30 protein-coding genes are annotated in these 23263 nt (G+C 66.2%); all 30 read left to right on the top strand.

The genetic code is table 11. From position 1 onward, the window contains the following. The first annotated feature begins 51 nt into the window (after window positions 1–51). The 30 genes from rpoC (at window position 52) to rpsK (ending at window position 22929) form a co-directional block, all read left to right on the top strand. Window positions 52–4293: a DNA-directed RNA polymerase subunit beta' gene (gene rpoC / locus GGD89_RS08285; protein WP_184044046.1), complete on the top strand. Its 4242-nt coding sequence runs from the start codon at window positions 52–54 to the stop codon at window positions 4291–4293. Between the two features lie 721 nt (window positions 4294–5014). Then, window positions 5015–5386, top strand: a complete 372-nt coding sequence (gene rpsL / locus GGD89_RS08280) for a 30S ribosomal protein S12 (RefSeq protein WP_184044044.1) — start codon at window positions 5015–5017, stop codon at window positions 5384–5386. Window positions 5387–5398: 12 nt separating this feature from the next. Beyond that, a complete protein-coding gene (gene rpsG / locus GGD89_RS08275; RefSeq protein WP_184044042.1) occupies window positions 5399–5869 on the top strand; it encodes a 30S ribosomal protein S7 in 471 nt (156 codons plus the stop codon). Window positions 5870–5963: 94 nt separating this feature from the next. Next, on the top strand, window positions 5964–8042 hold the full coding sequence (gene fusA, locus GGD89_RS08270) for an elongation factor G (RefSeq protein WP_184044040.1): 2079 nt from the start codon (window positions 5964–5966) through the stop codon (window positions 8040–8042). A 76-nt stretch (window positions 8043–8118) separates the two neighbouring features. Further along, the gene (tuf, locus tag GGD89_RS08265) at window positions 8119–9309 is read left to right on the top strand and encodes an elongation factor Tu (protein ID WP_184044038.1); all 1191 of its coding nucleotides are present in this window, start codon (window positions 8119–8121) and stop codon (window positions 9307–9309) included. 373 nt (window positions 9310–9682) lie between these two features. After that, complete coding sequence (gene rpsJ, locus GGD89_RS08260; RefSeq protein WP_150063959.1) at window positions 9683–9991, top strand: 30S ribosomal protein S10; 309 nt, start codon at window positions 9683–9685, stop codon at window positions 9989–9991. A gap of 284 nt (window positions 9992–10275) precedes the next feature. After that, on the top strand, window positions 10276–11025 hold the full coding sequence (rplC, locus tag GGD89_RS08255; protein WP_184044036.1) for a 50S ribosomal protein L3: 750 nt from the start codon (window positions 10276–10278) through the stop codon (window positions 11023–11025). A 5-nt stretch (window positions 11026–11030) separates the two neighbouring features. Beyond that, window positions 11031–11651, top strand: a complete 621-nt coding sequence (rplD, locus tag GGD89_RS08250) for a 50S ribosomal protein L4 (protein WP_184044019.1) — start codon at window positions 11031–11033, stop codon at window positions 11649–11651. Further along, window positions 11648–11962 (top strand): 50S ribosomal protein L23, encoded by a 315-nt coding sequence (locus GGD89_RS08245; protein ID WP_184044017.1) that lies wholly within the window; start codon window positions 11648–11650, stop codon window positions 11960–11962. The genes rplD and GGD89_RS08245 overlap by 4 nt, the downstream gene beginning before the upstream one ends. A 4-nt stretch (window positions 11963–11966) precedes the next feature. After that, window positions 11967–12803: a 50S ribosomal protein L2 gene (gene rplB, locus GGD89_RS08240; RefSeq protein ID WP_184044014.1), complete on the top strand. Its 837-nt coding sequence runs from the start codon at window positions 11967–11969 to the stop codon at window positions 12801–12803. A 10-nt stretch (window positions 12804–12813) separates the two neighbouring features. Beyond that, the gene (gene rpsS, locus GGD89_RS08235) at window positions 12814–13092 is read left to right on the top strand and encodes a 30S ribosomal protein S19 (protein ID WP_184044012.1); all 279 of its coding nucleotides are present in this window, start codon (window positions 12814–12816) and stop codon (window positions 13090–13092) included. 2 nt (window positions 13093–13094) lie between these two features. After that, window positions 13095–13475, top strand: coding sequence for a 50S ribosomal protein L22 (gene rplV / locus GGD89_RS08230; protein WP_184044010.1), 381 nt, complete (start codon window positions 13095–13097; stop codon window positions 13473–13475). Continuing rightward, entirely contained in the window at window positions 13475–14146 is a 672-nt protein-coding gene (gene rpsC, locus GGD89_RS08225) for a 30S ribosomal protein S3 (protein ID WP_184044008.1), read from the top strand. Before rplV ends, rpsC begins: the two co-directional genes overlap by 1 nt. A gap of 46 nt (window positions 14147–14192) precedes the next feature. Continuing rightward, window positions 14193–14606 (top strand): 50S ribosomal protein L16, encoded by a 414-nt coding sequence (gene rplP / locus GGD89_RS08220; protein WP_184044006.1) that lies wholly within the window; start codon window positions 14193–14195, stop codon window positions 14604–14606. A gap of 5 nt (window positions 14607–14611) precedes the next feature. After that, on the top strand, window positions 14612–14848 hold the full coding sequence (rpmC, locus tag GGD89_RS08215; protein ID WP_184044004.1) for a 50S ribosomal protein L29: 237 nt from the start codon (window positions 14612–14614) through the stop codon (window positions 14846–14848). A gap of 13 nt (window positions 14849–14861) precedes the next feature. Continuing rightward, complete coding sequence (gene rpsQ, locus GGD89_RS08210; RefSeq protein WP_184044002.1) at window positions 14862–15104, top strand: 30S ribosomal protein S17; 243 nt, start codon at window positions 14862–14864, stop codon at window positions 15102–15104. A 54-nt stretch (window positions 15105–15158) separates the two neighbouring features. Further along, the gene (rplN, locus tag GGD89_RS08205) at window positions 15159–15527 is read left to right on the top strand and encodes a 50S ribosomal protein L14 (protein WP_184044000.1); all 369 of its coding nucleotides are present in this window, start codon (window positions 15159–15161) and stop codon (window positions 15525–15527) included. Beyond that, entirely contained in the window at window positions 15524–15844 is a 321-nt protein-coding gene (gene rplX, locus GGD89_RS08200; protein WP_343058563.1) for a 50S ribosomal protein L24, read from the top strand. The genes rplN and rplX overlap by 4 nt, the downstream gene beginning before the upstream one ends. A 9-nt stretch (window positions 15845–15853) precedes the next feature. Beyond that, window positions 15854–16396: a 50S ribosomal protein L5 gene (gene rplE, locus GGD89_RS08195; protein ID WP_184043996.1), complete on the top strand. Its 543-nt coding sequence runs from the start codon at window positions 15854–15856 to the stop codon at window positions 16394–16396. Between the two features lie 19 nt (window positions 16397–16415). Beyond that, window positions 16416–16721 (top strand): 30S ribosomal protein S14, encoded by a 306-nt coding sequence (rpsN, locus tag GGD89_RS08190; protein ID WP_184043994.1) that lies wholly within the window; start codon window positions 16416–16418, stop codon window positions 16719–16721. A gap of 12 nt (window positions 16722–16733) precedes the next feature. Then, the gene (gene rpsH, locus GGD89_RS08185; protein ID WP_184043991.1) at window positions 16734–17132 is read left to right on the top strand and encodes a 30S ribosomal protein S8; all 399 of its coding nucleotides are present in this window, start codon (window positions 16734–16736) and stop codon (window positions 17130–17132) included. A gap of 16 nt (window positions 17133–17148) precedes the next feature. Beyond that, a complete protein-coding gene (rplF, locus tag GGD89_RS08180) occupies window positions 17149–17682 on the top strand; it encodes a 50S ribosomal protein L6 (RefSeq protein ID WP_184043989.1) in 534 nt (177 codons plus the stop codon). A 15-nt stretch (window positions 17683–17697) separates the two neighbouring features. Beyond that, window positions 17698–18060, top strand: coding sequence for a 50S ribosomal protein L18 (rplR, locus tag GGD89_RS08175; RefSeq protein ID WP_184043987.1), 363 nt, complete (start codon window positions 17698–17700; stop codon window positions 18058–18060). A gap of 29 nt (window positions 18061–18089) precedes the next feature. After that, complete coding sequence (gene rpsE, locus GGD89_RS08170) at window positions 18090–18716, top strand: 30S ribosomal protein S5 (protein ID WP_184043985.1); 627 nt, start codon at window positions 18090–18092, stop codon at window positions 18714–18716. Between the two features lie 39 nt (window positions 18717–18755). Beyond that, window positions 18756–18932, top strand: a complete 177-nt coding sequence (gene rpmD / locus GGD89_RS08165; protein ID WP_246422927.1) for a 50S ribosomal protein L30 — start codon at window positions 18756–18758, stop codon at window positions 18930–18932. A gap of 29 nt (window positions 18933–18961) precedes the next feature. Then, on the top strand, window positions 18962–19465 hold the full coding sequence (gene rplO, locus GGD89_RS08160; RefSeq protein WP_184043981.1) for a 50S ribosomal protein L15: 504 nt from the start codon (window positions 18962–18964) through the stop codon (window positions 19463–19465). A gap of 272 nt (window positions 19466–19737) precedes the next feature. Then, complete coding sequence (gene secY, locus GGD89_RS08155; RefSeq protein WP_184043979.1) at window positions 19738–21087, top strand: preprotein translocase subunit SecY; 1350 nt, start codon at window positions 19738–19740, stop codon at window positions 21085–21087. Window positions 21088–21110: 23 nt separating this feature from the next. Beyond that, entirely contained in the window at window positions 21111–21743 is a 633-nt protein-coding gene (locus GGD89_RS08150; protein ID WP_246422899.1) for an adenylate kinase, read from the top strand. Between the two features lie 244 nt (window positions 21744–21987). Beyond that, window positions 21988–22356 carry a 30S ribosomal protein S13 gene (gene rpsM, locus GGD89_RS08145; RefSeq protein ID WP_184043975.1) on the top strand — a complete coding sequence of 123 codons (369 nt, stop codon included), beginning with the start codon at window positions 21988–21990 and terminating at the stop codon, window positions 22354–22356. A gap of 183 nt (window positions 22357–22539) precedes the next feature. Beyond that, a complete protein-coding gene (gene rpsK / locus GGD89_RS08140; RefSeq protein ID WP_184043973.1) occupies window positions 22540–22929 on the top strand; it encodes a 30S ribosomal protein S11 in 390 nt (129 codons plus the stop codon). Window positions 22930–23263: the final 334 nt, after the last annotated feature.

The raw sequence follows: 23263 nt of genomic DNA, 5'->3' as shown, positions 1-23263 counted from the left end.
CCCTGGCGGGAGGGCGGCTCCGGTCCACCGCGAACCGGCGGAGAGGGTCTTATGAATGAACTGATGAAAATCTTTGGTCAAGTCACCGGCACGCAGTCGTTTGACGAGATCAAGATTTCGATTGCAAGCAGCGAAAAGATTCTCTCCTGGTCTTATGGCGAGATCAAGAAGCCGGAGACCATCAACTATCGGACGTTTAAGCCGGAACGGGACGGCCTGTTCTGTGCTCGCATCTTTGGTCCGGTGAAGGACTACGAGTGCTTGTGCGGCAAGTACAAGCGCATGAAGTATCGCGGCATCATCTGCGAAAAGTGCGGTGTCGAGGTCACCCTGTCGAAGGTGCGCCGCGAGCGCATGGGCCACATCCAGCTGGCCGCGCCGGTGGCCCACATCTGGTTCCTGAAGTCGCTGCCCAGCCGCATCGGCCTGCTGGTCGACATGACGCTGAAGGATCTGGAGCGGGTCCTGTACTTCGAGAACTACGTGGTCATCGAGCCGGGCATGACCCCGCTCAAGCAGCACGAGCTGCTGAGCGAGGAAGCCTTCCAGCGGGCCATTGACGAGTACGGCGAGGACAGCTTCCAGGCGGGCATCGGCGCCGAGGCGCTCAAGGAGATGCTCACGGCCATCGACCTGACCGAGTTGCGCGACGACCTGCGCTTCGAGCTGAAGGAGACCAACTCCGAGGCCAAGCGCAAGAAGCTGGTCAAGCGCCTGAAGCTGGTCGACGCCTTCATGGAGTCGGATACCCGGCCCGAGTGGATGATCCTCGACGTGATCCCGGTCATTCCGCCGGAGTTGCGGCCGCTGGTGCCGCTGGACGGCGGCCGGTTCGCGACCTCGGACCTGAACGACCTGTACCGCCGTGTCATCAACCGCAACAACCGCCTGAAGCGGCTGATCGAGCTGCGCGCGCCCGACATCATCATCCGCAACGAAAAGCGGATGTTGCAGGAGGCCGTGGACGCCCTGTTCGACAACGGCCGGCGCGGCCGGGCGATCACGGGCGCCAACAAGCGGCCCCTGAAGTCGCTGTCCGACATGCTGAAGGGCAAGCAGGGCCGCTTCCGCCAGAACCTGCTGGGCAAGCGCGTGGACTACTCCGGCCGCTCGGTGATCGTGGTCGGCCCGGAACTGAAGCTGCACCAGTGCGGCCTGCCCAAGAAGATGGCGCTGGAGCTGTTCAAGCCCTTCGTCTACTCCAAGCTGGAGCTGTACAACTACGCCACCACCGTGAAGGCCGCCAAGCGCATGGTGGAGAAGGAGCGGCCGGAGGTTTGGGACATCCTTGAAGAGGTGATCCGCGAACACCCGGTCATGCTGAACCGCGCGCCCACCCTGCACCGCCTGGGCATCCAGGCGTTCGAGCCGGTGTTGATCGAGGGCAAGGCGATCCAGCTTCATCCGCTGGTGTGCACGGCCTTCAACGCCGACTTCGACGGCGACCAGATGGCGGTGCACGTGCCGCTGTCGCTGGAGGCGCAGCTGGAAGCCCGCGTGCTGATGATGTCCACCAACAACATCCTCAGCCCGGCGAACGGCAAGCCGATCATCGTGCCCACCCAGGACATCGTGCTCGGGCTCTACTACCTGTCCATGGAGCGCGAGGGCGAGAAGGGCGAGGGCATGGTCTTCGCCGACGGCGAGGAACTGGAGCAGGCGCTGTTCCACGGGCATGTGTCCCTGCACGCCCGCGTGTCCTGCCGGGTCGACGTGGCCTCGGCCGATGGGGGCGTCGAGATGCGCCGGGTGACCACCACCCCGGGGCGCCTGCGCATCTATGCCCTGCTGCCGCGCAACATCAACGTGCCGTTCGAGCTGATCAACCGCTTGCTGCGCAAGAAGGAGATGACGGACGTCATCGACACCGTCTATCGCCACTGCGGCCAGAAGGACACGGTGATCTTCTGCGACCGGCTGATGGGGCTGGGCTATGCCCAGGCGGCGCGCGCCGGCATCTCCTTCGGCAAGGACGACCTGGTCATCCCGGTCACCAAGGAAACCCTGGTGGCCGAGACCGAGGAGCAGGTGAAGAACTTCGAGCACCAGTACCTCGACGGCCTGATCACCCAGGGCGAGAAGTACAACAAGGTCATCGATGCCTGGGCGCATTGCACCGACCGGGTCGCCGACGAGATGATGAAGGAGATCGCCAAGGTCGAGGTCGGCAAGCCGATCAACTCGGTCTACATGATGGCGCACTCCGGGGCCCGTGGGTCGCCCGCGCAGATGAAGCAGCTGGCCGGCATGCGGGGCCTGATGGCCAAGCCCGACGGCTCGATCATCGAGACGCCCATCGTCTCCAACTTCAAGGAAGGGCTGACGGTGCTGGAGTACTTCAACTCCACGCACGGTGCCCGGAAGGGGTTGGCCGACACCGCGCTCAAGACCGCCAACTCGGGCTATCTGACGCGGCGTCTGGTGGACGTGGCGCAGGACGCCATCATCGTCATGGACGACTGCGGCACCAAGAACGGCCTGACCACCAATCCGGTGGTCGATGGCGGCGAGGTCATCGTCTCCCTGGGCGAGCGTGTCCTGGGTCGCACCACGGCCGAGGAGGTGCTGGACAACAACGGCCAGGTGCTGCTGGCGCGCGATCACCTGATCGCCGAGGCGGACGTGGAGCGGCTGGAGGCGGCCGGTGTCGAGCAGATCAAGATCCGCTCGGTGCTGACCTGCGAGGCCGAGGTGGGCATCTGCGCCAAGTGCTACGGCCGTGACCTGGCGCGCGGTACGCGCGTCAACATGGGCGAGGCCGTGGGCGTGATCGCCGCGCAGTCCATCGGCGAGCCCGGCACCCAGTTGACCATGCGCACCTTCCACATCGGTGGCGCCGCCCAGCGGGGCGCCGAGCAGTCGAGCGTGGACGCGGCCTTCGACGCCATCGTCAAGGTCGAGAACCGCCAGGTGGTGAAGACCGAAAGCGGTGTCCTGGTGGCCATGGCCCGGAACCTGGAGATCGTGCTGGCCGACGAACTGGGCCGCGAGAAGGCGCGGCACCGGATTCCCTACGGCGCCAAGCTGCTGGTGGACGACGGCCAGACCATCGAGAAGGGGACGCGCCTGGCGGAGTGGGATCCCTACACCCTGCCGATCATCACCGAGAAGGAAGGCATCGCCACGTATGTCGACCTGATCGACGGTGTCTCCGTGCGCGAGCAGACCGATGACGAGACCGGCATCGCGTCGCGCGTGGTGGTGGACTGGAAGTCGCAGCCGCGTTCCGGCGACCTGAAGCCGCGCATCACGCTGCGCGACGACGCCGGCGAGGTGGTGATGCTCGATAACGGCCTGGAGGCCCGCTACTTCATGTCGGTGGACGCCATCCTGTCGGTGTCCCACGGCGACCGGGTCAAGGCCGGCGACGTGCTGGCGCGGATTCCGCGCGAGGGCTCCAAGACCCGCGACATCACCGGCGGCCTGCCGCGCGTGGCCGAACTGTTCGAGGCGCGCAAGCCCAAGGACCACGCGGTCATCGCCGAGATCGACGGGCGCGTGGAGTTCGGCAAGGACTACAAGTCCAAGCGGCGCATCGTCGTGGTCGGCGAGGACGGCATCGAGATGGAATACCTGCTGCCCAAGGGCAAGCACGTGACCGTCCAGGAAGGCGATACCGTCCTCAAGGGCGACCCGCTGATGGACGGCAATCCGGTGCCGCACGACATCCTGCGGGTGCTGGGCGTGGAGGCGCTGGCCGACTACCTGATCAAGGAGATCCAGGACGTCTACCGACTCCAGGGCGTGAAGATCAACGACAAGCACATCGAGGTCATCATCCGTCAGATGCTGCAGAAGGTGGAGGTGTCGGACCCCGGCGATACCACCTTCCTCATCGGCGAGCAGGTGGACCGCACGGAGTTCGCCACCGAGAACGACAAGGTGGCGAAGGAGGGCGGTCGCCCGGCCTCCGGGACCCCGGTGTTGCAGGGCATCACCAAGGCGTCGTTGCAGACCCAGTCGTTCATCTCCGCGGCCTCGTTCCAGGAAACGACCCGCGTGCTGACCGAGGCCGCGGTTTCCGGCAAGCACGATTCGCTGATCGGGCTGAAGGAGAACGTCATCGTCGGCCGCCTGATCCCGGCCGGTACCGGGGCGACCATGAACCGCTTCCGCCAGATCGCGGCCGACCGCGACCGGGTGATGGCGGAGGCCCTGGAGCAGGCCGGTGGCCACGAGGACGACGAGGAGACCAATGTCGTGGCCCTTCCGGGCGATGCCGGGGGGGCGGAGCGGGTGCCCGACCTGGCCTCGGTGTTCGGCGAGCGTCCGCCGGGCGGCGGCGGAGAGTGACGGCGGCCGCCGCGCCGCGCCCTGTCCTCCGGATGGGGCGCGGATCGGCGCCGATGGTCCCGGTTCGGACTTGACGATCCGGGGGGGGCTGCATAGTATGCGCGCTCCCAGGCCGCCGGCGGCTCGGATCGTCTTGTGGCAGGCCCTGGGTCCGCGACACCATCCGGCCCGATGGCCACCATCCCCGACTCGGGGCCCCCGGTGTGGGGGCCTTCGGGTTTCTGTTGCACCTGGCGCGCCCCTAGTGTCCTGAATCCGAAGTTCGTTACATCACTTGGCTGGCGCTGGACGAACTTCGGATTCAATCAGGGCACTATTAACTATATGATTCTAGTGTGGTTTATGGATTTGAAGTTCCGTCCAGCGCTTCCCGACCAGGTCATAGGAACTTCAAATCCACCACACTAGGGGCGCGTCTGTGTTCGGTGCCTCCGGCGGTTCCGGTGGGGGCGGCGGGGTGACGGATGGGTCAGGCCGCTCGTTCCGGGCGGCGTCGCCGACGTCCACAGGAGCCCGCGTCACGGGCGCGCCGGGATGCCTCGCCAGGGGCGGGGCGGAACGGCCGGTGACGGCGGGCGGTCGGTGCAAAGAAGAGGCGTGACGGTGACCGCCGGTCGGCGGTTCGCCGGCGGAAAAAGAGAGCCGAGGGTCGGCGCGGACAACGACATGTCCGTGCCCAGGGACCGGAGGCCACGGGCCAGAGGACAAGGACAGTTGTTGCATGCCGACGATTAACCAGTTGATCCGCAAGCCGCGGACGCCGCAGGTCAAGCGCAACAAGGTGCCGGCCATGCAGGCCTGCCCGCAGAAGCGCGGCGTGTGCACCCGTGTGTACACCACGACGCCGAAGAAGCCGAACTCGGCCCTTCGGAAGGTGGCGCGTGTGCGCCTCACCAACGGCTTCGAGGTGACCTCCTACATCCCCGGCGAGGGGCATAATCTGCAGGAGCACTCGGTGGTCATGATCCGCGGCGGCCGCGTCAAGGACTTGCCCGGTGTGCGGTATCACATCATTCGCGGCACGCTCGATACGCAGGGCGTGAAGGATCGTCGTCAGCGCCGTTCCAAGTACGGCGCCAAGCGTCCCAAGTAAGGAGCCTGGCCTATGTCCCGTCGTCGCGCTGCCGTCAAGCGTGAGGTGCTGCCCGACGCCAAGTATGGCGACAAGGTGGTTGCGAAGTTCATCAACGCGGTCATGCTTGAGGGCAAGAAAAGCGTTGCCGAGCGGATCGTTTACGGAGCCCTGGACAAGGTCGCCGCGCGCACCAACCAGGATCCGGTGAAGATGTTCCACGAGGCCATCGACAACGTGAAGCCGGGCCTGGAAGTGCGCTCGCGCCGTGTCGGTGGGGCCACCTATCAGGTCCCGGTCGAGGTGCGGCCCGAGCGGCGTCAGGCGCTGGCGCTGCGCTGGATCATCGACCAGGCCCGCAAGCGCTCGGAGACCACCATGGTCGACCGGCTGTCCGGCGAGTTCCTGGACGCGGCCAACAACCGGGGCGGCGCCGTGAAAAAGCGCGAGGACACGCACCGCATGGCCGAGGCCAACAAGGCGTTCTCGCACTACCGCTGGTAGGATTGGCCTTGCACAGGGGGCGTCGCGCCCCACCGTTCGCCTGCCTACTCCCTTTCGTCCCCGACCGCATCGCCAAGACCCCGAGGACAGCGACATGAAACGCGAGACCCCCATCGAGCGCTACCGAAACATCGGGATCATGGCGCATATCGATGCTGGCAAGACCACGACGACCGAGCGAATCCTGTATTACACGGGCAAGTCGCACAAGATCGGCGAGGTCCACGACGGCAACGCGACGATGGACTGGATGGAGCAGGAGCAGGAGCGCGGCATCACCATCACGTCCGCCGCGACCACGGCGTTCTGGAAAGACCACCGCATCAACATCATCGACACCCCGGGGCACGTGGACTTCACCATCGAGGTGGAACGCAGCCTGCGGGTGCTGGATGGTGCGGTCGCGGTGTTCGATTCGGTGGCCGGCGTCGAGCCGCAGTCCGAGACGGTCTGGCGCCAGGCCGACAAGTACGGCGTGCCGCGCATGTGTTTCGTCAACAAGATGGACCGCATGGGGTCGGACTTCTATCGCTGCGTGGACATGATCGTCGATCGCCTCGGGGCGCGGCCGCTGGTCCTGAACATGCCGATCGGCGCCGAAAGCGACTTCGCCGGCATCGTCGATCTCGTGAAGATGCAGGCCGTCATCTGGCACGGTGAGGACCTGGGCGCGCACTTCGACTACGTGGACATTCCGGCCGACCTTCAGGAGAAGGCGGCGGAACTGCGCGAGACCCTGATCGAGACCGCCGTCGAGGCCGACGACGAGGCCATGGAAGCCTACCTGGAGGGCACCGAGCCCGACGAGGCGACCCTCAAGGCCTGCATCCGCAAGGGGGCCATCAGCCAGATGTTCGTGCCGGTGCTGTGCGGCTCGGCGTTCAAGAACAAGGGTGTGCAGACGCTGCTGGACGCGGTGGTGGACTTCATGCCCGCGCCCGTCGACGTGCCGGCCATCAAGGGCGTGCTGCCCGACAGCGACGAGACGGTCGAGCGCAAGTCCAACGACCAGGAGCCGTTCGCGGCGCTGGCCTTCAAGATCATGAACGACCCGTTTGTGGGCTCGCTGACCTTCGCCCGTATCTACTCCGGCGTGCTGGAAAGCGGCTCCTACGTGCTCAACACGGTCAAGGGCAAGCGCGAGCGAATCGGCCGCATGCTGTTGATGCACTCCAACAACCGCGAGGAAATCAAGTCGGCCTCGGCCGGCGACATCGTCGCGGTGGTGGGCCTGAAGGAGACCACCACGGGCGATACCCTGTGCGATCCGGTCAAGCCGGTGGTCCTGGAGCGCATGGAATTCCCCGATCCGGTGATCGAGGTGGCGGTGGAGCCGCGCACCAAGGCCGACATGGAAAAGATGGGCATGGCGCTAGCCCGGCTGGCCGCCGAGGATCCGTCCTTCCGGGTTTCCACCGACGTGGAAAGCGGCCAGACGGTCATCAAGGGCATGGGCGAGCTGCATCTGGAGATCATCGTCGATCGCCTGAAGCGGGAGTTCAAGGTGGACGCCAACGTGGGTGCGCCGCAGGTGGCCTACCGCGAGACGATCTCCAAGGACTACACCATCGACTACACCCACAAGAAGCAGAGCGGCGGGTCCGGCCAGTTCGCGCGCGTCAACCTGACGTTCTCGCCGTTGCCTCCGGGCTCCGGGTTCGAGTTCGAAAGCAAGGTCGTCGGCGGCTCGGTGCCCAAGGAGTACGTGCCGGGCGTCGAGAAGGGCCTGAAGTCCAGCATGGACAGCGGCGTGATCGCCGGGTTCCCCTGCACCGACTTCAAGGTGTCCCTCACCGACGGCGCCTACCACGACGTGGACTCCAGCGTGCTGGCCTTCGAGATCGCGGCCCGCGCCGCCTTCCGCGAGGCCATGCCCAAGGCCGGGCCAAAGCTGCTGGAGCCGGTGATGAAGGTTGAGGTGGTCACGCCCGAGGAGTACATGGGCGACATCATCGGCGATCTGAACAGTCGCCGGGGCAACGTCAGTGGCATGGATCAGCGCGGCAACGCCCGCGTGCTGGCCGCCTCGGTGCCGCTGGCCAACATGTTCGGCTACGTCAACACGCTGCGCTCCATGAGCCAGGGGCGGGCCCAGTACACCATGCACTTCGACCATTATGCCGAGGTGCCGAACAACGTGTCCGAGGAGATCAAGGCCAAGATGGCCGGTTGATCAAGCCGTCGCGGCGGGCGCGGCCCGGGCGCGTGTCCAACTGAAGAACGACCGTGGAAACGGAGAGCGAGCGAAAATGGCGAAGGAGAAGTTTGACCGCAGCAAGCCGCACTGCAACGTGGGGACGATCGGTCACGTTGACCACGGCAAGACGACGCTGACGGCGGCGATCACGAAGGTTCTGGCGGAAACGGGCGGGGCGACGTTCTCGGCCTATGACCAGATCGACAAGGCCCCGGAAGAGAAGGCGCGCGGGATCACGATCTCGACGGCGCATGTTGAGTACTCGACGGAGAACCGTCATTACGCGCATGTGGACTGCCCGGGTCACGCGGACTACGTGAAGAACATGATCACGGGCGCGGCGCAGATGGACGGGGCGATCCTGGTCGTGTCGGCGGCGGACGGTCCGATGCCGCAGACGCGCGAGCACATTCTTCTGGCGCGCCAGGTGGGTGTTCCGGCGCTGGTGGTCTACATGAACAAGGTGGACCAGGTCGACGACGAGGAACTGCTGGAGCTTGTGGAGCTTGAGGTTCGCGAGCTTCTGTCGTCGTACGAGTTCCCCGGGGACGACATCCCGATCGTGAAGGGGTCTGCGCTGGCGGCGCTGGAGGACGGCGACGTGAAGATCGGCCGAGAGTCGATCCTGGAGCTGATGCAGGCGGTGGACGAGTACATCCCGCAGCCGGAGCGTCCGAAGGACCAGCCGTTCCTGATGCCGATCGAGGACGTGTTCTCGATCTCGGGGCGTGGGACGGTGGTGACGGGCCGCGTGGAGCGGGGCGTGATCAAGGTTGGCGAGGAAGTCGAGATCGTGGGCCTGAAGGACACGATGAAGACGACCTGCACCGGCGTTGAGATGTTCCGGAAGCTGCTGGACCAGGGCGAGGCGGGCGACAACGTGGGCGTCCTGCTGCGGGGCACGAAGCGCGACGAGGTGGAGCGGGGCCAGGTCCTGGCGAAGCCCGGGACGATCACGCCGCACACGAAGTTCAAGTGCGAGTGCTACATCCTGACGAAGGAAGAGGGTGGTCGTCACACGCCGTTTTTCTCGAACTACCGGCCCCAGTTCTACTTCCGGACGACGGACGTGACCGGGACGATCGAGCTTCCCGAGGGGACGGAGATGGTGATGCCGGGCGACAACATCGCCATGACGGTGAACCTGATCGTGCCGATCGCCATGGATGAGGGCCTGCGCTTCGCCATCCGCGAGGGCGGCCGCACCGTCGGCGCTGGCGTCGTCGCCAGCATCCAGGAGTAAAAAGAAAAACACCTTGTGGGTCGCCATGCGGCCCACAAGGTGCTACAAGGCCCAGGCCGGGTCCGGCAGCGTTCCTGAGAACGCCCGGACCCGGCCGTTTCTCCGGATGCTGGGCGCCGGGGGCGTGCGAACCTTCGTTTTTTTGATGTCGGGTTCGGCGAACCCCCGGGCAAGCCCGGGAAGGCGCCGGGCACAGCAATGACCATGGGTGACAGGACGGGTCGCCGATCCGGGCCGGCGTTTTTTTTCGGGCTTGGGGGTGATCATCCGGCGGACCTCTCCGCCGGGGGCCGGGAGACCGGGACCTCGGGGCGATTGTCCGTGTCCATAGACAACGAGCGATAACAAAGGATTGGGTCAGATCATGGCCATGATGGAGAGTCAGAACATCCGCATCCGCCTGAAGGCGTTCGACCACCGGGTGCTGGACCAGAGCACGCGGGAGATCGTCGGCACCGCCAAGCGGACCGGGGCGCAGGTGCGGGGACCCATTCCCCTGCCGACTCGGATCGAGAAGTTCACCCTGAACCGGTCGCCGCACATCGATAAGAAGTCGCGCGAGCAGTTCGAGATTCGCACCCACAAGCGGCTGCTGGACATCGTCGATCCCACGCCCCAGACCGTGGATGCGTTGATGAAGCTGGATCTCGCCGCCGGCGTGGACGTGGAAATCAAGCTCTGAGTCGCCGCTGGCCCCAAGGGGGGCTGATCGACCGGCGGAGCCGGGCCGGCCCTGGGTCGGGTCCGGGACCGGGGTCGCGCCCGTCGGGGCGCGCGGTCCGGGACGGCCCGGGATGACGTCGCCCCCGCGGCACCCCGTGTGTCCGTCCGGCGGGCCAAGGGCTCCCTCCCCGGCCGATGGCCAAGGCGTTCGCGATCCGATCCGGCGGATCGCGCCGAACCCGTGAATCGGGTGTCCACGAAGTCAGGATCCGGTCGTGGACCCCAGGATCAAGGAAGAGAACCATGCGTTCCGGTCTCATTGCGCAGAAAGTCGGCATGACCCGGCTGTTCGATGCCGAGAGCGTCCACGTCCCGGTGACCGTTCTCCAGGTGGAGGACTGCCACGTGGTCGCCAATCGCACCCAGGAGAAGGACGGCTACGTCGCCGTCCAGCTCGGCCTGGGCAAGGCGAAGGTGAAGAACACCTCGCGGGCCATGCGCGGGCACTTCGCCAAGGCGCGCGTGGAGCCCAAGCGGCACCTGGTGGAGTTTCGCGTCAGCGATGACAACCTGGTCGCCCCGGGCACCGAGTTGTCGGCGGCCCACTTCGTGCCCGGCCAGTTCGTGGACGTGGTCGGCACCAGCATCGGCAAGGGCTTCGCCGGTGCCATGAAGCGGCACAATTTCCGGGGCCTGGAGGCCACCCACGGGGTGTCCATCTCGCACCGCTCGCACGGCTCCACTGGTCAGTGTCAGGAACCCGGCAAGGTGTTCAAGGGCAAGAAGATGGCCGGTCACCTGGGCGTCGAGCGGGTCACCGTGCAGAGCCTCAAGGTGGTGGACGTGGACGTCGAGCGCGGCCTGATCCTGATCAAGGGCGCGGTGCCGGGCGCCAAGGGCGGCCTGGTGGAGATCCGCGACGCTCTGAAGAAGAAACTGCCCGAGGGCGTGCCCTATCCGGCCGGCGTCAAGGCCGAGCCCGATCTGGTCGCCGAGACCCCGTCGGAGGCCGATGCGGGCGGGGCCGGTGACGACGCCGGCGAGGAGAACTGAGAGTCATGAAGCACGACGTCATCACGCTGGACAACGAAACCACCGGCAGCGTCGATCTGGACGAGTCGGTGTTCGGCCTGGAGGTGCGGACCGACATCCTGCATCGCGTGGTCCGCTGGCAGATGGCCCGCCGTCAGGCCGGCACGCACAAGACCAAGGGCATCAGCGAGATCAGCGGCACGACGGCGAAGCCCTTCAAGCAGAAGGGCACGGGCCGGGCGCGCCAGGGGTCCCGGCGGGCCACCCAGTTCCGGGGCGGTCAGACCGCCTTCGGTCCGGTGGTGCGCTCGCACGCGCACGATCTGCCGAAGAAGGTCCGCAAGCTGGGCCTGAAGACGGCGCTGTCCGCCAAGGCGCGCGACAACAAGCTGGTGGTGCTGGACGAGGCCACGTCGGACACCGGCAAGACCAGGGATCTGGTGGCCCGGCTGGGCGTGCTGGGCTGGACCAGCGCCCTGATCATCGACGGGCCGGAGGTCAACGAGGGGTTCGCCCGCGCCGCGCGCAACGTGGTGGGCCTCGACGTGCTGCCGCAGCAGGGCGCCAACGTGCGCGACATCCTGCGCCGCGACACCCTGGTGCTGACCCGCGCGGCCGTCACCCATCTGCAGGAGCGCCTGAAATGAGGAAGCCGGTCGCGCCGATCAAAAAGGAGCGGATGTACGACATCATCCGCGCCCCCGTGATCACCGAGAAGGCGACCATGGGGTCGGAGCACAATCAGGTCACGTTCCGGGTGCCGCTCGATGCCTCCAAGCCGGAGATCAAGCAGGCGGTCGAGGGCGTGTTCAACGTCAAGGTCACGGCCGTCAACACCCTGATCCAGAAGGGCAAGGTCAAGCGCTTCCGGGGCATTCTGGGGCGTCGCTCGACCGTCAAGAAGGCCATGGTGACCCTGGCCGAGGGCCATTCCATCGACGTGGGCGTGGGGGTCTGATCCGATGGCACTGAAGCAATTCAATCCGTCCACCCCGGGCACCCGCGGGCTGGTGCTGGTGGACCGCGGCGAGCTGCACAAGGGCAAGCCGGTCAAGGGCCTCACCGAGGGCCTGACCAAAAGCGGCGGCCGCAACAACCAGGGCCGCACCACGGTGTGGCATCGCGGCGGCGGCCACAAGCGCCGCTACCGCTTGGTGGATTTCAAGCGCCGCAAGCGCGATGTGCCGGCGACCGTGGAGCGGTTGGAGTACGATCCCAACCGCACCGCCTTCATCGCCCTGATCCGCTATGAGGACGGCGAGCTGTCCTACATCCTGGCGCCGCAGCGCCTGGCGGTGGGCGACCGGGTGATTTCCTCCGAGAAGGCGGACATCAAGCCCGGCAACACCATGCCGCTGAAGTTCATGCCGGTGGGGACCATCGTCCACAACGTGGAACTGAAGGCCGGCAAGGGGGGGCAGATCGCCCGCTCGGCGGGGTGTTACGCCCAGCTGGTCGGCAAGGACCAGGGCTACGCCCAGATCCGGCTGTCGTCCGGTGAACTGCGCCTGGTGCGCGGGGAGTGCGTGGCCACCGTCGGCGCCGTGTCCAACCCGGACAACGCCAACCAGAAGCTGGGGAAGGCCGGGCGCAAGCGCTGGCTGGGCCATCGGCCGCACGTGCGCGGCGTGGTGATGAACCCGGTGGACCACCCGCATGGTGGTGGCGAGGGGCGCACCTCGGGCGGCCGTCATCCGGTCACCCCGTGGGGCAAGCCGACCAAGGGCAAGCGCACGCGTAACAACAAGAAGACCGATCGGCTGATCATGCGCAGCCGCCACCAGTCGAAGAAGAAGTAGGAGGCCGGTCGTGGCTCGTTCCGTTTGGAAAGGTCCGTTCGTAGACGGATACCTTCTGAAGAAGGCCGATAAGGCGCGCGGCTCCGGTCGCAATGAGGTCATCAAGATCTGGTCACGGCGCTCGACCATTCTGCCACAGTTCGTGGGCCTCACCTTCGGGGTCTACAATGGGCAGAAGTTCGTGCCGGTCCTGGTGACCGAGAACATGGTCGGGCACAAGTTCGGCGAGTTCTCGCCGACGCGCACCTATTACGGTCACGCCGCCGATAAGAAGGCGAAGAGGAGGTAGGCATGGGCAAGATGTCCGCAGAGCGTCGTCTCGACGACACCGAGGCCCAGGCGGTTTCCACCATGATCCGCACCAGCCCGCGCAAGCTGAACCTGGTGGCCGCGACCATTCGCGGCAAGACGGTGGATCGCGCGCTGGCCGAGTTGACGTTCTCCAAGCGCCGCATCGCCGGCGAGGTCAAGAAGGTGCTTCAGTCGGCGATCGCCAACGCCGAGAACAATCACCAGCTGGACGTGGACTCGCTGGTGGTTAAGGAAGCCTACGTGGGCAAGGCGATGGTGATGAAGCGCTGGCACGCGCGGGCGCGCGGTCGGGTCGGCAAAATCGTGAAGCCGTGGTCCAACCTGACCATCGTGGTGCGCGAGCGCGAGGAGACCGTCTAATGGGTCAGAAAGTCAATCCGATCGGCCTGCGGGTCGGCATCAACCGCACCTGGGACTCGCGCTGGTTCGCCGACCATGACTACGCGACCCTGCTGCACGAGGATCTGGTGATCCGCGACTACCTGAAGAAGCGCCTGGCCCAGGCTGGGGTGTCCAAGATCGTCATTGAGCGTCCGGCCAAGAAGGCCCGCATCACCATCCATACCGCCCGCCCGGGCGTGGTGATCGGCAAGAAGGGCCAGGACATCGAGAAGCTGCGCGCCAAGATGCAGCAGATGACCGGCAACGAGGTGCATCTGAACATCGTCGAGATCCGCAAGCCGGAGCTGGACGCGCAGTTGGTCGCCGAGAACATCGCCCAGCAGCTGGAGCGCCGGGTTGCGTTTCGCCGCGCCATGAAGCGGGCCGTGCAGAACGCCATGCGCCTGGGTGCGCTCGGCATCCGCATCAACTGCGGCGGCCGCCTGGGCGGCGCCGAGATCGCGCGGACCGAGTGGTATCGCGAGGGCCGGGTGCCGCTGCATACGCTGCGCGCCGACGTGGACTATGGCACCGCCACGGCGCGCACGACGTACGGCACCTGCGGCGTCAAGGTCTGGATCTTCAAGGGCGAGATCCTGGAACACGATCCCATGGCCCAGGACAAGCGGTTGGGCGACGTCGCCCGCTGACGGGCGCCGCGCGATCGCCGTCCGGGTTTGAAGGAGCCTGAAGGGTATGTTGAGTCCCAAACGCACAAAGTTCCGCAAGTTCCACAAGGGGCGCATCCATGGCGATGCCAAGGGAGGCACGGCCTTGAACTTCGGTGCCTTCGGTCTGAAGGCGCTGGAGCCGGAGCGCATCACCGCCCGCCAGATCGAGGCCAGCCGCCGCGCCATCACCCGCTACATGAAGCGTCAGGGCCGGCTCTGGATCCGCATCTTTCCGGACGTGGCGGTCTCGCGCAAGCCGGCCGAGGTCCGCATGGGCTCCGGTAAGGGCTCGCCCGAGTACTGGGTGGCCAGGGTCAAGCCGGGCCGCATCCTGTTCGAGTTGGACGGCGTCTCCGAGGAGATCGCGCGCGGCGCCTTCGCGCTGGCGGCGGCCAAGCTGCCCATCAAGACCAAGTTCGTGGCGCGGATCGGGGAGTAGCGGTCATGGCCAAGACGAGTACCGCCGAGGACCTGCGGGCCATGAGCGACGATCAGCTGCGAGACAAGCTGATCGCGCTCAAGAAGGAACAGTTCAATCTGCGATTCCAGGCGGCGTCCGGCCAGTTGGCCGACACCGCGCGGGTGCAGAAAGTGCGGCGCGACATCGCCCGCATCAAGACCGTGCAATCGCAGAAGACCCAGTCGGAAAAGGCGGGGGCCCCCGCCGGCGCCGCGTCGTAGGGAGCCCAAGACAATGCCGAGGCGTATCCTCCAGGGTGTGGTTGTCAGCGACAAGAACGACAAGACCATTGTGGTCAAGGTCGAACGTCGATTCATGCACCCCGTGTACAAGAAGTTCATCCGCCGTTCGAAGAAGTTCGCGGCTCACGACGAAGCCAACCAGTGCAAAGTCGGCGACGTGGTCCGCATCCGTGAATGCGCTCCCTTTTCGAAGCGCAAGACCTGGGAAGTCATTGTCGAATCCACCGTGGAATAGGCCGCGCCCACCCGGCGCGTTACCTTCCATGGGTACCTTTGGGGAATTTCCGCCATGATTCAGATGCAGACCAACCTGGACGTCGCCGACAATTCCGGCGCCCGACGGGTGATGTGCGTCAAGGTGCTGGGCGGGTCGAAGCGCATGACCGCCGGGATCGGCGACGTCATCGTGGTGTCCGTCAAGGAGGCCATCCCGCGCGGACGTGTCAAGAAGGGCGACGTCCATCGCGCGGTGATCGTGCGCACGGCGAAGGAAATCCGTCGACCGGATGGCTCGGCCATTCGCTTCGACGGCAACGCCGCCGTGCTCATCAACAAGCAGAACGAGCCTATCGGCACCCGCATCTTCGGCCCGGTGACCCGTGAACTGCGCGCGAAGAAGTTCATGAAGATCATCTCGCTGGCGCCGGAGGTGCTGTGATGGCCGCCAAGATCAAGAAGGGCGACAAGGTCGTGGTCACCACCGGCCGCGATCAGGGCAAGCGCGGCGAGGTGCTGAAGTCACTGCCGAGCGACAATCGTGTCATCGTTCAGGGCGTCAACGTGGTCAAGCGTCACCAAAAGGCGACCCAGACCAGCCAGGGCGGCATCGTGGAGAAGGAGGCACCGATTCACGTCTCCAATGTTCTGCACGAGGACCCGCGCGACGGCCACCCCACCCGGGTCGGCTTCAAGGTGCTGGACGACGGGCGCAAGGTGCGGTTCGCCAAGCGTTCCGGCGAAGTGATCGACGCGTAGGGGGCCGGCATGAGCACGAGACTGCGAGAGCATTACGATACGGTCGTCAAGCCGAAGATGCAGGAGGTTCATGGCTACGCCAACCCCATGCAGATGCCCCGGCTGGACAAGATCGTCATCAACATGGGTGTCGGCGAGGCATCCCAGGACCGCAAGCTCATCGAGGGCGCGGTCCAGGACCTGACGGCCATCTCCGGGCAGAAGCCCGTGGTGACCCGCGCCAAGAAGTCCATCGCCCAGTTCAAGCTGCGCGAGGGCATGGTCGTGGGCTGCAAGGTCACGCTGCGGCGCGACCGCATGTATGAGTTCCTGGACCGTCTGGTCACCATCGCGCTGCCGCGCGTGCGGGACTTCCGGGGTGTGTCTCCCCGTGGGTTCGATGGGGCCGGGAACTACACCATGGGCCTCAAGGAGCAGATCATCTTCCCCGAGATCAACTACGATCAAGTGGACAAGGTCCGGGGCATGGATATCACGATCTGCACCACGGCGAAGACCAACGACGAGGCGCGGACCCTTCTCGAAGGGTTCGACCTGCCGTTCCAGAAGTAGCGCTTGGAGACGGGAAACCATGGCAAAAGTAAGTGCCGTCGAACGCAATAAGAAGCGCGTCCGCATGGCGAAGGCGAAGCAGGCCAAGCGCGCGGAACTCAAGGCGATCATCAAGGATCGTGAGGTGTCTCCCGAGGATCGCATCCAGGCGGTCATCAAGCTGGCGAAGATGCCGCGGAACTCGACCAAGGTGCGCATCATGAATCGATGCGACCTGACCGGTCGTCCGCACTCCGTCTATCGCAAGTTCCGCCTGGGCCGCGTTGTGCTGCGCGACCTGGCCTCTCAGGGCCAGATCCCCGGCATGGTCAAGTCCAGTTGGTGAGGAAGGCAACCCATGGCTCTGAGTGATCCCCTGGGTGACATGCTCACCCGCATCCGCAACGGTCAGCAGGCGCGCAAGGCGGTTGTCGCCGCGCCTGCCTCCAAGTTGCGGGAAAATGTCCTGGACGTGCTGCAGCGCGAGGGCTTCATCCGCGGCTACCAGCGCCACAACGTGCGCCAGGGCGTGGATGAACTGCGCGTGGAGTTGAAGTACCACGAGGGCACGCCGGCGATCCGCATGATCGCCCGCGTCTCGCGGCCCGGCCGGCGCGTGTATTCGAAGATCAAGGACCTGCCCAAGGTCTACAACGGCCTGGGCATCTCCATCCTGTCCACGCCTCGGGGCGTGATGAGTGACGCGGAGGCCCGCGCCGCCAACGTGGGTGGCGAAGTCCTGTGCAAGGTGTTTTGACGAAGGGGAACCAACCATGTCTCGCGTTGGAAAATATCCCGTGGTGGTGCCCCCGGGCGTAACGGTGACCGTCGACAGCAATGTCGTGGCGGCGAAGGGAAAGCTGGGGGAGATGTCCTACCGCTGTCCCGACGGGGTCGCGGTGTCCATGGAGGGCAACGAGATCTGGGTCAAGCCGGTGGCCAAGACCAAACAGGCTCGCATGCACTGGGGCACCACCCGGGCGCAGCTGAACAATGTGGTCCAGGGTGTCGGCGAGGGCTTCACCAAGAAGCTGGAGCTGGTGGGCGTCGGCTACAAGGCCCAGGTCCAGGGCCAGAACCTGGTGCTGTCGCTGGGCTACTCCCATGACGTCGTCTACCCAATTCCCGCGGATCTGAAGATCGCGGCGCCGGCGCCCACCCAGGTGGAGATTTCCGGGGCCTCGAAGCAGCGGGTTGGCCAGGTGGCCTCTGAACTGCGCGCCTATCGTCCGCCCGAGCCCTACAAGGGCAAGGGTGTCAAGTACGCGGACGAGCGGATCCTGCGCAAGGAAGGCAAGAAGAAGTAGGCGGGGACAGACGTCATGACCTCTGTAAAGAAGCTTTTCGATCGTCGCCGCCAGCGCGTGCGCTTCGCGTTGCGGCTGAAGGCGAAGGGCCGGCCCCGCCTGTCGGTGTTCCGGTCCTCCAAGCACATTTATGCCCAAGTGATCGATGACGCGGCGGGACGCACGCTGGTGGCGGCGTCCAGTCTCGACAAAGACCTGCGCGGCACGCTGAAGACGGGCGCCGATACGGCGGCCGCCGAGGCGGTGGGCAAGCTGGTGGCGGAGCGGGCCGCGGCGGCGGGCATCACCAAGGTGGTGTTCGACCGGGGTGGCTACCTGTTCCACGGGCGCGTCAAGGCCGTGGCCGACGGCGCCCGCGAGGGTGGCCTCGCGTTCTGATCGCCAGCTTAAAGGAAGGTTCAGGAAAGATGGCACGAAATCCCAATGAGCGGGGTGGCGGAGACCGTGGCGATCGGGGCAACCGAGGACGCGACCGGGATCGCCGCGACGACCGCGACGACGAGTTCAAGGACAAGCTCGTCCACATCAACCGCGTCGCCAAGGTGGTGAAGGGCGGCCGTCGCTTCGCCTTCGCCGCGCTGGTGGTGGTCGGCGACGGCAAGGGCCGCGTCGGCTTCGGCACCGGCAAGGCGCGCGAGGTGCCGGAGGCCATCCGCAAGGCCACCGAGCAGGCCAAGCGCACCATGATCCGGGTTCCTCTGCGCGAGGGGCGCACCCTGCATCACGACATCCGGGGCCACTTCGGCGCCGGTCGGGTGGTGCTGCGCGCGGCGCCCTCGGGCACCGGCATCATCGCCGGTGGTCCGATGCGCGCGGTGTTCGAGACCATGGGCGTGCAGGACGTGGTCGGCAAGTGCACCGGCACGACCAATCCCTACAACATGGTCAAGGCCACTTTCGATGCCCTGGAGCATTCGTTCTCGCCGCGCCAGGTGGCGGCCCGCCGGGGCAAGAAGGTGAGCGAGATCATCGGTCGCCGGGATGGTGGCCACGGCGCGGCCCAGGCGGCCGCCGCCGGGGCTGGCAGGGAGTAAGCGGGCATGGCGGACAACGAGACGCCGGTCGCGGCCGGGATGGTGCGGGTTACCCAGGTGGGCAGCCCCATCGGTCGCCACGCAAGCCAGCGGGCCACGCTGATCGGCCTGGGGCTGAACAAGATGCATCGGTCGCGTGATCTGGAGGACACCCCTTCGGTGCGCGGCATGATCGCCAAGGTCGCCCATCTGGTGACAGCGCAGCGGGCGGACTGACGGCCGCTCGGGATAAGGACTCTCCGACCATGAAGCTGAATGAACTGCGCGACAACGCGGGCGCCACCAAGGGGCGCATGCGGGTCGGTCGCGGCATGGGGTCCGGCAAGGGCAAGACAGCCGGCCGGGGCCAGAAGGGGCAGAAGTCGCGCACCGGCGTGGCCATCAAGGGCTTCGAGGGTGGCCAGATGCCGCTCTACCGGCGCCTGCCCAAGCGCGGATTTAGCAATGCGCCGTTCCGCAAGACCTTCGCGGAGGTCAACCTGGGCCGGCTGCAGAAGGCCATCGACGCCGGCACGCTGGACGCCGGCCAGCCCATCGACGAGGCCGCGTTGCAGGCCGCCGGCCTGGTGGGCCGACTGTATGACGGCGTGCGCCTGCTGGGCACCGGTGTGCTGACCACCGCGGTCACGCTGACGGTCACCGGGGCGTCGGCCAAGGCGCGCACGGCCGTGGCGGAGGCCGGCGGAAGCCTGACTCTGACCGGAGTCGGACGGGCCGACGCGGCGGCCGCCGAGGGCGCGGGCGCCTGACGGGTCGCCTGGGTTCGGTCGTCCGGGACCGCCGGGGTCTCCACCGGAGGCGTCTGGCGGACTCGTCCGAAGAAACGGGGTGCGCGGTGGTTGGCCGGTCTGGACGCGCGCGTCGCAGACTCCCGGCCGGCGGCCAGGGTTGTCACGGACCGGTGAACCTAGTCTAATCGCCGGACCTGGCCTTGCGGCCGGGTGTTTTGGTCCGGACGCGGGCCGTGGGCCAGCGCCGTGGGGCGTCTCCCGGTCCGTTCCGCATGATCTGGGAGAAACGCATGGCGTCCGCCGCCGAGCAGCTCGCCTCCAATCTCAATTTCGGAGTCCTGGCCAAGGCCACGGATCTGCGTCGGCGCATCTGGTTCACGCTGGGTGCGCTGATCGTCTATCGGCTGGGAACCTACATCCCGCTGCCGGGCATCGACCCGGGCGTGCTGAACGCCATTTTCGAGCAGCAGCAGGGCGGCATCCTGGGCATGTTCGACATGTTCGCGGGCGGTGCCCTGTCGCGCATGACGATCTTCGCGCTCAACATCATGCCGTACATCTCGGCGGCCATCATCATGCAGTTGATGACGTCCATCAGCCCGCAGATGGAGCAGCTAAAGAAGGAAGGCGAGAGCGGCCGAAAGAAGATCAACCAGTACACCCGCTATCTGACCGTGTTCATCACGGCGCTTCAGGCGTATGGAATCTCGGTGGGCCTGGAGAACATGACGGCGGGCGGGGCGAGCGCGGTGATCGACCCCGGCTGGTTCTTCCGCTTCACCACGGTGATCACCCTGGTCGGCGGCACGCTGTTCCTGATGTGGCTGGGCGAGCAGATCACGGCGCGGGGAGTCGGCAACGGCATCTCGTTGATCATCTTCTCGGGCATCGTCGCCAACCTGCCGCTGGCCCTGGCGAGCACGCTGGAACTGGGGCGCACCGGGGCCATGTCGCCGGTCGTCATCATCGTCCTGCTGGCGATGGCCGTGCTGGTGATCGCCTTCATCGTCTTCATCGAGCGGGCGCAGCGGCGCATCCTGGTGCAGTATCCCAAGCGCCAGCGGGGCAACAAGGTCTATGGCGGAGAGAGCACGCACCTGCCCCTGAAGATCAACACCCCCGGCGTGATCCCGCCGATCTTTGCCAGTTCGTTGTTGTTGTTGCCCATGACGGTGGCCAACTTCAGCGCCGGCGGTGACGCGGGACCGGAGTGGCTGACCAGCGTCACGGCGCTGCTGGGCCACGGGCAGCCCCTGTATCTGGCGCTGTATGCCGCGCTGATCGTGTTCTTCGCGTTCTTCTATACGGCGGTGGTCTTCAACCCCGAGGACACGGCGGACAACCTGAAGAAATATGGCGGATTCGTCCCGGGCATTCGTCCGGGCAAGAACACGGCCGAATACCTGGATTACGTGCTCACGCGCCTGACCGTGGTGGGCGCCGCCTATCTGGTGGCGTTGTCGGTCATGCCGGAGTACCTCATCGCGGAGTTCGGCGTGCCGTTCTACTTTGGCGGAACCAGCTTGCTGATCGTGGTGACCGTGACCATGGACACCGTTGCCCAGATTCAGAGTCACCTGCTGGCCCATCAGTATGAGGGCCTGATCAAGAAAGCGAAGCTTAGGGGAAGAAGGGGATGACAAATCCGCGTCGGATCGTGTTGATGGGTCCGCCAGGGGGTGGCAAGGGGACCCAGTCCAAGCGGCTCGAGGACCGTCATGGCTGGCGACAGCTGTCCACCGGAGATATCCTGCGCAAGGCGATCGCCGAGGGCTCGCCCCTCGGCCAGCAGGTCAAGGCGACCATGGACGCCGGGCAGCTGGTGTCCGACGAACTGATCATGGCCGTGATCGGCGAGGCCATCGCCAGCCCGGCCTGCGGGGCGGGCTTCATCCTGGACGGCATTCCCCGCACCCTGGTGCAGGCCGACGCGCTGGACGCCATGCTGGAGGACATGAACTGCCCGCTGGACGCGGTGATCGAGGTGCGAGTCCCCGACGAGGTGCTGGTGGCGCGAATCACGGGGCGCTTCTCCTGTGCCAGTTGCGGCGCCGGCTATCACGACTCGTTCCAGAAGCCGAAGGTCGACGGCGTCTGTGATTCCTGCGGCGGCACGACGTTCAGCCGTCGCCCCGACGACACCGAGGAGACCGTCAAGGGGCGGCTGGATGTCTATCATCAGCAAACGCAACCTTTGCTGAAGGTCTATGATAAAAAGGGCCTGCTCACGGTCGTGGACGGGACCCAAAGCATTGATGCGGTGACCGAGGCGCTGGAATCGGCGCTGAACGTGTGATCCGGAGGGCCGCCCGCCAGGTCCCGCAAGGCGCGGGCTGGCGGAGGCGGCGCCGTCGGGACGGGGCTACGGGTGCGCGTGTCCGATCCGCTGTTGACAGCCGGGTTGGGCTTCCTATAATGCGCGCCCTCGGCGGAAACGTCGCCCCAGGACAGGTTTCGGGACTCGGCCCTCTCCGGCTGGAGTGGGTCGAGGACTTCTTTGTCGTATGCCCAGATAGAATTGTGTGCAAGGAGACCGGGCTTTGGCACGTATTGCTGGAGTAAACATTCCGAGCGGAAAGCCTGTGGGCGTCGCCCTCACGTATGTGTTTGGCATCGGCCGAACCTCCGCCATGAAGATTTGCGATACGGTCGGCGTGGATTGGGCCCGGCGGGTGAATGAACTCGGCGAGGACGAAATCCAGCGCATTCGCGAGCTGATCGACAACGACCACAAGGTCGAAGGCGATCTGCGCCGCGATGTGGCCATGAACATCAAGCGGCTGATGGACCTGGGGTGCTATCGGGGCCTGCGGCACCGTAAGGGCCTGCCGGTTCGCGGCCAGCGCACCCACACCAATGCCCGTACCCGCAAGGGGCCGGCCAAGCCGATCGCCGGCAAAAAGAAATAGGGTCGAGGGGCCGGCGGTCCGAGGCGGTCGCCGCGCCATCGCGGCGCGCCGGGGCCAGGACGCCAACGTCGGGCCGGTCGATCCGGCGCGACACGATCCCCGACCACTCACCATCACGCCGGACACGATCCGTGGTTCTGGCGGCATCCAAACAGGCAGCAATAGGGCGAGGCACGACAGGGCATGGCCAAGGCAGTAGCGAGGACCAAGCGTCGCGAGCGGAAAAACATCACCTCCGGCATCGCGCATGTGAACGCCAGCTTCAACAATACAAAGATCACCATCACCGACGTCCAGGGCAATGCGATTTCTTGGTCGTCGGCGGGCTCGCAGGGGTTCAAGGGGTCGCGCAAGTCCACGCCCTACGCCGCGCAGGTGGCCGCCGAGGATGCCGGCCGCAAGGCCCAGGAACACGGCATGAAGACGCTTGAGGTCGAGGTCAAGGGTCCGGGGTCGGGCCGTGAGTCGGCGTTGCGGGCGCTCCAGGCCGTGGGCTTCAGCGTCACCTCGATCCGGGATGTCACCCCGATTCCCCACAACGGTTGCCGGCCGCGCAAGCGTCGCCGCGTCTGAGGTTCGGGCGCGCGTCCGCCTGACACCAGGGCGCGCCGCCGACTGCACTGCCCCTCGTGTCGTTCCCCGCGCCACCGGGTCCCGTGTCAACGCAGGGCGCGGACGGTCGGTTGGGGCGGCGGACGTCCCGGCCCATCGGTCGGGGTTTTGGCCGACACCGGCCTTGGCGTCGCGGCCCTGGCCCGCGAGAGCCCGACGACGCCCACCTTTTCATGGGTCGTGACCATCCGCCCTGATAGCGGAGCGGGCGCGGCCAGCGGAGATACCGTCCTCCGTCGCATCGCCGCCGCCGCTGCCGTCGTCGCGCGATGCATGGGCCGACGACCCGCCAACC

Origin of the sequence: Roseospira visakhapatnamensis (assembly GCF_014197915.1) — a bacterium.
GTDB lineage: Bacteria > Pseudomonadota > Alphaproteobacteria > Rhodospirillales > Rhodospirillaceae > Rhodospira > Rhodospira visakhapatnamensis.
The sequence above is the reverse complement of the archived record's forward strand: the minus strand, read 5'-3'. Positions and strand labels throughout refer to the sequence as shown.